This is a genomic window from Thiohalorhabdus sp. (genome assembly GCF_046545655.1).
In the GTDB taxonomy this organism is placed as follows: Bacteria; Pseudomonadota; Gammaproteobacteria; order Thiohalorhabdales; family Thiohalorhabdaceae; genus Thiohalorhabdus.
The window spans coordinates 22,032-30,409 of the sequence record NZ_JBKGZG010000028.1 but is presented as its reverse complement, the minus strand read 5'-3'; the positions used below and the strand labels follow the sequence as shown (position 1 = coordinate 30,409).

Sequence of the window (8,378 nt, the reverse complement as noted above, 5' to 3'; positions counted from 1 at the left end):
GTAGGTCACCGCCAGGCATTTGCTACGAGCCCCCGGTACCCCCGGGGGCTTTTTTTATGGGGTGCGCCGAAAGGATTGGTACGCTTGGGAAAAGGAGGTAGGCCAATGGCCATGAGAACACAGCTGTTGCTGTTGAGCGGAATTGCCCTCTGCGGCGTTGCTTGGGCTGGGGAGGATCTGGGTGACGCCCCGGGGTTTTCTGCCCAATCCCTGAAATATGAGGAAGGGAATAAGGATAGGGCTCAGGAGCTCCAGGTCTACCTATCCCCCGACGGAAAACGGATCGAAGGGATCCCCCCGCGCGGGGTGACCATGGTTTCCCCCGCCGATGAATCCCAACGGTATTTGGTGGTGGAGAGTGAACAAGTGTTTGCGGTCGACGCCAGCCAGGAGCGGGGGGAGCGCCTCGGCGGCCTTCTTGCCCATGAGCCCTGCCAGGGGTTTCCCGAATCCGAGCGCATCGGTTCCGGACAGGTGGATGGCCGTGACACCCAAAAATGGGAATGCACGCACCCCGAATTCGGCGAGGTAACGCAGTGGTTCGATACGGATCTGAACACAGTCATTAAGGATCGGGCCGAAAATGGCCAAATCGAGGAGCTCCGCGATATCCAGGTCGGACCGCAGGAGAAGAACCTGTTTCGGTTCGAACCGGGCGAAGATTACCAGCGTGTAACTCCCCTCCAGCTGTTTTGATTTTGGGGTAAGGCATGCCAAAGCTCCCTTACGTTCTGCCCTGGATTCTTCCAGCCCTTTTCAGTGTTGGGGCCTTCGCTCCCGCCACGTCGTTCTCCGCCGTGGATAGTGCGCCCTTTGCCGATGTACACCTGCACTACAATTGGGACCATGAGGAGGTGACCTCCCCCAGGGAGGCGGCGGAAAGCCTGGCCGCGAACAATGTGGCTTTGGGGGTGGTCTCCGGGGTGCCCGCGCCCCGGGCCCGGGAGCTCCAGGAGGCGGCTGATTTTCCCGTGATTGCCCTTTTCAGTCCCTATATTCACCATCGGGGCCGGATGGACTGGTTTCGGGACTCCGAAGTGGTTGCCCGCACCCGGGAAGCCCTGGCTTCCGGACGCTTCCACGGCATCGGCGAGGTCCATTTCGTGGCCAGCGTGGGCCCCCCCTGGGACAGTCCGGTTTTCCAGGGTCTGCTGGATCTCGCCCGGGAGTTCGACGTCCCGGTCCTGATCCATGCCGAATCCTCCGACCCCGAGTATTTCCGTCCCGTCTGCGAGGCCAACCCAGAGGTCCGCTTCCAGTGGGCCCATGCCGGCTCCCGCCTCGGCCCGGAGGAGGTGGGAGAGCTCATGGAGAGCTGCCCGAACGTGTGGACGGAGCTCTCGGCGCGGGACCCCTGGCGGTACGGCCGCTTCGCCGCAGAGGACGGGGAGCTGGATGAAGCGTGGGTGCGCCTGTTCAAGCGCTTTCCCGACCGTTTCATGACCGGCTCGGACCCGGTTTGGCCGCCGGGATCGAGCATGCGGTGGGATCAGGCCGATTCCGGGTGGGAGCGGGTTGGCCAGTTCCTCGACTACCACCGGGCCTGGCTGGCCCAGCTGCCCCCGGAGCTGGCGCGCAAGATTCGGCTGACGAATGCACTGGACTTCTACGCCCACGCCCTCCAGGAGGACGGGAACCTATAGGGGCAGCCAGGGTCTCATTGCCCGAGGGTTGGGAATCCCTGGATCTAATGATAGAATTCGGGGTTCCATGGAGTTCGGCCATTCCCGAAAAGTGGGTCGCGCACCCGCTTTTTTTTATTTCAGAAGACCGAGGCGGGAAATGTCGGCAATCGGACGGGATGGGCTCATCGATATGCTGGAGCCTACGGTCCACGCCATGGGCTACGAGCTGGTGGAGCTCGAGCTGGTCGGTGGCGGGGGAAACCGGGTGCTGCGGCTGTTCATCGATGCGCCCTCCGGCGTCACCCTGGATGATTGCGCCGCGGTGAGCGAGGCGGTGGAGGAGGTCCTGGACGCGGAGGACCCCATTCCGGGGGAGTACAGCCTCGAGATCTCGTCGCCCGGTGTGGACCGGCCTCTCCGTAAGCCGGACGATTACCGGCGGTTCGCCGGCGAGCAGGTCAAGGTCAAGACCTTCGGGCCGATCAATGGGCAGCGGAGCTTTACCGGCACCCTGGTTGGTCTGGAGGAAGAGCAGGTGATCGTGGAGACCCCGGAGGGGCGGGCCGCCATTCCCCGGGAGCAGGTCGCCAAGGCACACCTAGTGGCGGATCTGTAGGCCAGTAACACCAGATTCGGCAGGATTGAGAGGATGCTCCGCCTATGAGTAGCGAAATCCTGATGGTGGTTGATTCGGTTGCCCGGCAGAAGGGTGTCGACAAGGACATCATCTTCCAGGCCATGGAGGCGGCCCTTACCACTGTGTCCAAGAAGAAATACGGCCAGGACAAGGCCATCCGGGTGGAGATCGACAAGGATACCGGGGATTTCCGGAGCATCCGGTACTGGACGGTTGTCCCTGACGATGCGGAGCTCGAGGAGCCGGAGCAGGAAATGCACCTGTCCGAGGCCCGAGAGCGCGACCCGGAGGTGGAGGTGGGTGGCACCGTCGAGGAGGAACTGCCTCCCATCGAGTTCGGGCGCATCGCGGCCCAGACCGCCAAGCAGGTGATCCTGCAGAAGGTCCGCGAGGCCGAGCGGGACATGGTGGTGGAGGAATACGAGGACCGGGTCGGAGAGCTGATCACCGGGGTCATCAAGCGCATGGAGCGCGGCAACGCCATCATTGACCTCAATCGGACCGAGGCCATCCTGCCCCGCAACGAGCAGATCCCCCGCGAGAACCTGCGCGCCGGCGACCGCGTGCGGGCCTATCTCTACGACGTGCGGCGGACCCAGTCGGGGCCGCAGGTGTTCCTTTCCCGCACCCACCCGCAGCTGATTGTGCGGCTGTTCGAGCTGGAGGTGCCGGAGATCGCCGAGGGCATCATCCAGATCCGCGGGGCCGCCCGGGATCCCGGATCGCGGGCCAAGATCGCCGTCTCCACCTCCGACGACCGCATCGACCCGGTCGGCGCCTGCGTGGGCCTGCGTGGCTCGCGGGTGCAGAAGGTGGTGGACGAGCTGGCCGGCGAACGGGTGGACATCATCCAGTACACCAGCGACCCGGCCACCTTCGTCTGCAACGCCCTTTCCCCGGCGGAGATCAGCCGGGTGGTGGTGGACGAGGAGCTGCACACCATCGACGTGGTGGTGAACGAGGACCAGCTTTCCCTGGCCATCGGCCGCGGGGGGCAGAACGTGCGCCTCGCCAGCCAGCTCACCGGCTGGGAGATCGACATCCTCACGGAAGAGGAAGAGCGCGAGAAGCGGAACAAGGAATTCGAGGTCTACCAGAAGCTCTTCATGGAGGAGCTGGAGGCCGACGAGGAGGTGGCCGGGATCCTTGCCGAGGAGGGCTTCAGCAGTCTCGAGGAGATCGCCTACGTGCCCCTGTCGGAGCTCGCCTCCGTCGAGGAGTTCGACGAGGAGATCGCCCAGGAGCTGCGCACCCGGGCGCGCGATGCCCTCCTGAACAAGGCCATCGCCGAGGAGGAGCGTCTCGAATCCGAGATGGATCCCTCCCTCATGGAGGTGGAGGGCATGGACGAGGCCACCGCCCGGCGCCTGGTGAGCGGCGGGGTGAAATCCCAGGAGGACCTGGCCGATTCGGCGGTGGATGAGCTCCTCGACATCGAAGGCATTACCGAACAGCAGGCCCATGACCTGATCATGGCCGCGCGCCGCCCTTGGTTCGAAGGGGGCGAGCAGGCTTCCGGCCAGACGGAGGGCTGAACGGACCGCATGGCGAGACCGGAGCGCCAATGCTGCGCCTGTCGGCAGACGCATCCGAAGGATGAGCTGCTGCGCTTCGTGTGCGGGCCCGATGGGGTCCCGACGCTGGACCTGCGGGAAAAGCTGCCCGGCCGCGGGGCCTATCTGTGCCCCCGCATGGAATGCCTGCGGAAGGGGCTCCGGCCCAAGGGGATCGGCCGGGCCCTCGGCTGCGGGGCGCCGTCCTTCTCCGCCGACGATCTGCGCGCTCAGGCCCTGGAAGGTCTGGGCCGCCTCCTGAACGAACAGCTGGGCCATGCCCATCGGATGGGGGCCGTGGTCTGGGGGGGCGAGCGCGTGACGGAAGCCCTGGATGCAGGGCGGGTGGACTGGATACTGGTGGCCGCGGACGCGGCCCAACGATTACTGACCGACATGAGCAGCCGGGCCGACGGGAGATGCGTATACCGGGGTCCCGACAAGGCGGAGCTGGGACGCGTCCTGGGGCCGGCGGAGGTGGGGGTGGTCGCCGTCACCCACCCCCCCATGGCGGAAAAGATTCAGGCTCTGGCGGTGCGCTGGAATCGGCTGAGAGAGGAGAATGGTGATGGGCAAGGTTAAGGTATCTACATTCGCCCGCGAGATGGGGACGTCCGACGAAAAGCTCCTCGAGCAGTTACGGGCCGCCGGAGTGGACAAGCACTCCGCTGATCAGTTCGTCAACGACGAGGACAAGCGGCAGCTGCTCGCCTACCTGCGCAAGAGCCACGGCGGTGCTGAGGAGGAGGAAGAGCCGGCCCCCAGCAAGATCACCCTGAAGCGGCGCTCCAGCCGAAAGGTCAAGCAGAGCTTCTCCCACGGGCGCTCCCGCACGGTCGAGGTGGAGGTCCGCAAGAAGCGCACCTTCGTGAAGCGCCGCCGCGAGGAGGAGCTGGGCGACGAGGAGCGTGAGCCCGAGACCGTGGAGGCCGAGGCCGCCGAGCTGGAGATGGAAGGGGTGTCCGCCGGTCCGGCGGGTGGCCCCGAGGAGCAGGAGGCCCCCGCCGAACCCGAACATCCCGAAGAGGCCGAGGCCGCCGAGACCGAGGAGGCCCCGGCGGAAGAGGAAGAGGCCGCACCGGTGGAGCAGGGCCCGGCGGCCCCCGCCGAGGAAGCCCCTGCCCAGCCGGCGGAGCCCGCCGCGGAGCAGCCCGCGCCTCAGGAGGCCCCCGCCCCGGAGAAGGGCAAGGGCAAGAAGGGCCGCAAGGAGGCCTACGAGGAGGAGGGCCACCCCAAGGAGGAAGCCGAAGAGGGGCTCGAGTCCAAGAAGCAGCGCAAGAAGCGCGAGAAGCGCGCCAAGCGCGAGAGCCGCAAGCGCGAGGACCGTCGCGGCTTCGAGCGGCCCGAGCCGCAGGTCCGCGAGGTGGCCATCCCCGACACCATCTCCGTGGACGAGCTCTCCAACCGGCTGGCCATGAAATCGGCGGAGCTCATCAAGCAGCTCTTCAAGATGGGCGTGATGGTGACCAAGAACGACACCCTGGACTCGGACACCGCCACGCTGGTGGTGGAGGAGCTGGGCCACAAGGTCAAGCACGTCTCCGAGGAGGCCCTGGAGGAGGAGGCCCTGGCCGCCGAGAAGCCCCAGGGCGAGGCCCGGCCGCGGCCCCCGGTGGTCACCGTCATGGGCCACGTGGACCACGGCAAGACCTCCCTGCTGGACTACATCCGCCGGGCCAAGGTGGCCGCGGGCGAGGCCGGCGGCATCACCCAGCACATCGGCGCCTACCACGTGGACACGGACAACGGCACCCTGGTCTTCCTGGACACCCCGGGCCACGAGGCCTTCACGGCCATGCGTGCCCGCGGCGCCCAGGTCACCGACCTGGTGATCCTGGTGGTGGCCGCCGATGACGGCATCAAGCCGCAGACCATGGAGGCCATCGACCACGCCAAGGCCGCGGGGGTCCCCATCGTGGTGGCGGTGAACAAGTGCGACCTGCCCGAGGCCGAGCCGGAAAAGGTCAAGCAGGAGCTCTCCCAGCACGACCTGATCCCCGAGGACTGGGGCGGCGAGACGGTATACGTCAACGTCTCCGCCAAGAACGGCGACAACATTGACCACCTGCTGGAGATGGTGGGCCTGCAGTCGGAGATGCTGGAGCTGCAGGCGGTGGCCGAAGGGCCGGCCCAGGGCATCGTTATCGAGTCCAAGTTGGACCGCGGCCGCGGTCCGGTGGCCACCATCCTTGTGCGGGAAGGTCTGCTCCAACAGGGGGATGTGCTCCTCGCCGGCCCGGAGTACGGCCGCGTGCGGGCGCTGGTGAACGAATACGGCGAGAACGTGGAGTCCGCCGGGCCGTCCATGCCCGTGGAAGTGCTCGGTCTCTCCGGGGTGCCCGAAGCCGGCGACGACGCCCAGGTGGTGACGGAGGAGCGCAAGGCGCGCGAGATCTCCGAGATGCGGCATCAGCGCGCCAAGGAGCAGCAGATCGCCGCCAACAAGCGGGCCAAGCTCGAGGGCATGTTCGAGCAGATGCAGCAGGGCGAGGTGGCCGAGCTGCCGATCCTGCTCAAGGCCGACGTGCAGGGGTCCGTGGAGGCCCTGCGCGAATCCCTGGAGAAGCTCTCCACTGACGAGGTCCGGGTCAAGGTGATCCACGCCCAGGTGGGCGGCATCAACGAATCCGACGTGAACCTCGCGCTGGCCTCCGACGCCATCATCATCGGCTTCAACGTGCGGGCCGAGGCCTCCGCCCGGCGCCTGATCGAGCAGAACGGCGTCGATGTGCGCTACTTCAGCGTCATCTACGAGGCCGTGGACCAGGTGAAGGCCGCCCTGGAGGGCCTGCTGGAGCCGGAGGTCACCGAGGAGGTCACCGGCCGGGCCGAGGTGCGCGACCTGTTCCGGGTGCCCAAGATGGGCACGGTGGCCGGCTGTCAGGTCATCGAAGGGCACGTGACCCGCAACGCCAAGGTGCGGGTTCTGCGGGACAATGTGGTGATCTACGACGGTCAGCTCGACTCCCTCAAGCGCTTCAAGGACGACGTCAAGGAGGTGCGCGAGGGCTACGAATGTGGCATGGGCATCAAGGACTTCAACGACCTCAAGGAGGGCGATGTCCTGGAGTGCTACGAGTCCCGCGAGACGGCCCGGACGCTCGACTGAGGAACCGGACCGGCGGCGATCCGGCCTGCGGTGGACACCACACGGCACTGGTCCGCCCCTCCGACAGGCGGGGGAGGCGGTCGAAGGATGGAGCGTTGAGTCAAGAAACCTCTCGAACCCGGCGCGTGGGCGAGCTCATCCAGCAGGAGCTGGGCCCCCTGGTGCAGAACGATCTGCGTGACGAGCGCCTGGCCTGGGTCAGCATCCTCAAGGTGGATGTGGCACCGGACCTGAAGTCCGCCCGGGTCCACTACTCCTGCATGCCCGGCACGGAAGCCGATGCCCACCGCGAGGAGGTGCAGGAGAGCCTGGAGCGGGCCGCTGGCTACCTGCAGCACCAGCTGGGGCGGCGGCTCTCCCTGCGCGCCATCCCGCACCTGTACTTTGCGTACGACGACTCCCTGGAGCAGGGCGACCGCATGAACCGACTGCTCCGCTCGCTCCACGATGGGGGATCCGATGGCGAATGAGGTGACCCTGGCCGAGGCGGCGGCCCGCGTCGCCCAGGCCGAAAGCGTGCTGCTTTCCACCCATGTTAGCCCTGACGGCGACGGCATCGGCTCTGGGCTGGGCCTGGCGCGGGGCCTCGCCGGCATGGGCAAGCAGGCGCTTTTGGGCATGGCGGACCCCGTGCCCGCCTACCTGTCCTTCCTGCCGGCGGACGACTTCGTGCGCACCGGACCCGGGGACGATACCCACTGGGACGTGCTCCTGACCCTGGACTGCGGGGACTGGGAGCGCCTGGGCGACGCCCCCGGCGATCGCGGCCGCTTCGGTACGGTGATCAACCTCGATCACCATCAGTCCAACGAGCGCTACGGCGATCTCAACGTGGTGGTCCCCGAGGCCTCGGCCACGGGGCTGCTGGCCTTCCAGCTACTCGAGGAGGTGGGGGCCCCCATCGGTGCCGATGCTGCCCTGTGCCTGTACACGGCCATTGCCACCGACACCGGCTTTTTCCGCTACAGCAACACGGATGTTGCTACCTTCGAGGCGGCCACGGAGCTGGTGCGGGCGGGGGCCGTGCCGTACACCGTGCACCACGCCCTGCACGAGAACAATCCGCCCTCCCGGCTGCGCATGATGGGTGAGGCTCTGCGCCTCACGGAGTTCCACGGCGATGGCCGCATCGGCATCATCCCTCTGGACGCCGGCGCCTACGAGCGGGCGGAGGCCAGCCCGGACGATGCCGAGGGCCTGGTGGAGCTGCCGCGCTCGGTGGCGGGCGTGGAGGTGGCGGTGCTGCTGCGCCCCACCCTCGAGGAGGACGGCTACAAGGCGAGCCTGCGCTCCAAAAAACAGGTGGACGTCTCGCGCGTGGCCGAGCAATTCGGCGGGGGCGGGCACGCCCGGGCCGCGGGATGCCGGCTGGATCTCCCCCTGGAGCAGGCGCGGGACCGCCTGGTGGCGGCCATCCAGGAAGAGCTCAACCGGGCCGGTTAGGCGCCCTCCGC

At 67.1% G+C, this 8,378-nt stretch carries 8 protein-coding genes; all 8 read left to right on the top strand.

Features of this window, described 5'->3' with window-relative positions; all coding sequences use genetic code 11:
- Positions 1-105 precede the first annotated feature (105 nt).
- The 8 genes from ACLFRB_RS07725 to ACLFRB_RS07690 all read left to right on the top strand — a co-directional run bounded on the left by ACLFRB_RS07725 (position 106) and on the right by ACLFRB_RS07690 (position 8,367).
- Entirely contained in the window at positions 106-696 is a 591-nt protein-coding gene (locus ACLFRB_RS07725; protein WP_411068438.1) for a hypothetical protein, read from the top strand.
- Between the two features lie 158 nt (positions 697-854).
- Positions 855-1,643, top strand: coding sequence for an amidohydrolase family protein (locus tag ACLFRB_RS07720; protein ID WP_411068437.1), 789 nt, complete (start codon positions 855-857; stop codon positions 1,641-1,643).
- Between the two features lie 139 nt (positions 1,644-1,782).
- Entirely contained in the window at positions 1,783-2,241 is a 459-nt protein-coding gene (rimP, locus tag ACLFRB_RS07715; RefSeq protein ID WP_411068436.1) for a ribosome maturation factor RimP, read from the top strand.
- Between the two features lie 44 nt (positions 2,242-2,285).
- Entirely contained in the window at positions 2,286-3,797 is a 1,512-nt protein-coding gene (gene nusA, locus ACLFRB_RS07710) for a transcription termination factor NusA (protein WP_411068435.1), read from the top strand.
- Between the two features lie 9 nt (positions 3,798-3,806).
- Complete coding sequence (locus ACLFRB_RS07705; protein ID WP_411068434.1) at positions 3,807-4,397, top strand: DUF448 domain-containing protein; 591 nt, start codon at positions 3,807-3,809, stop codon at positions 4,395-4,397.
- On the top strand, positions 4,384-6,924 hold the full coding sequence (infB, locus tag ACLFRB_RS07700) for a translation initiation factor IF-2 (protein WP_411068433.1): 2,541 nt from the start codon (positions 4,384-4,386) through the stop codon (positions 6,922-6,924). Before ACLFRB_RS07705 ends, infB begins: the two co-directional genes overlap by 14 nt.
- A 95-nt stretch (positions 6,925-7,019) precedes the next feature.
- Positions 7,020-7,394 (top strand): 30S ribosome-binding factor RbfA, encoded by a 375-nt coding sequence (rbfA, locus tag ACLFRB_RS07695; protein ID WP_411068432.1) that lies wholly within the window; start codon positions 7,020-7,022, stop codon positions 7,392-7,394.
- Entirely contained in the window at positions 7,384-8,367 is a 984-nt protein-coding gene (locus ACLFRB_RS07690) for a DHH family phosphoesterase (RefSeq protein WP_411068431.1), read from the top strand. The genes rbfA and ACLFRB_RS07690 overlap by 11 nt, the downstream gene beginning before the upstream one ends.
- The last annotated feature ends 11 nt before the right edge of the window (positions 8,368-8,378 follow it).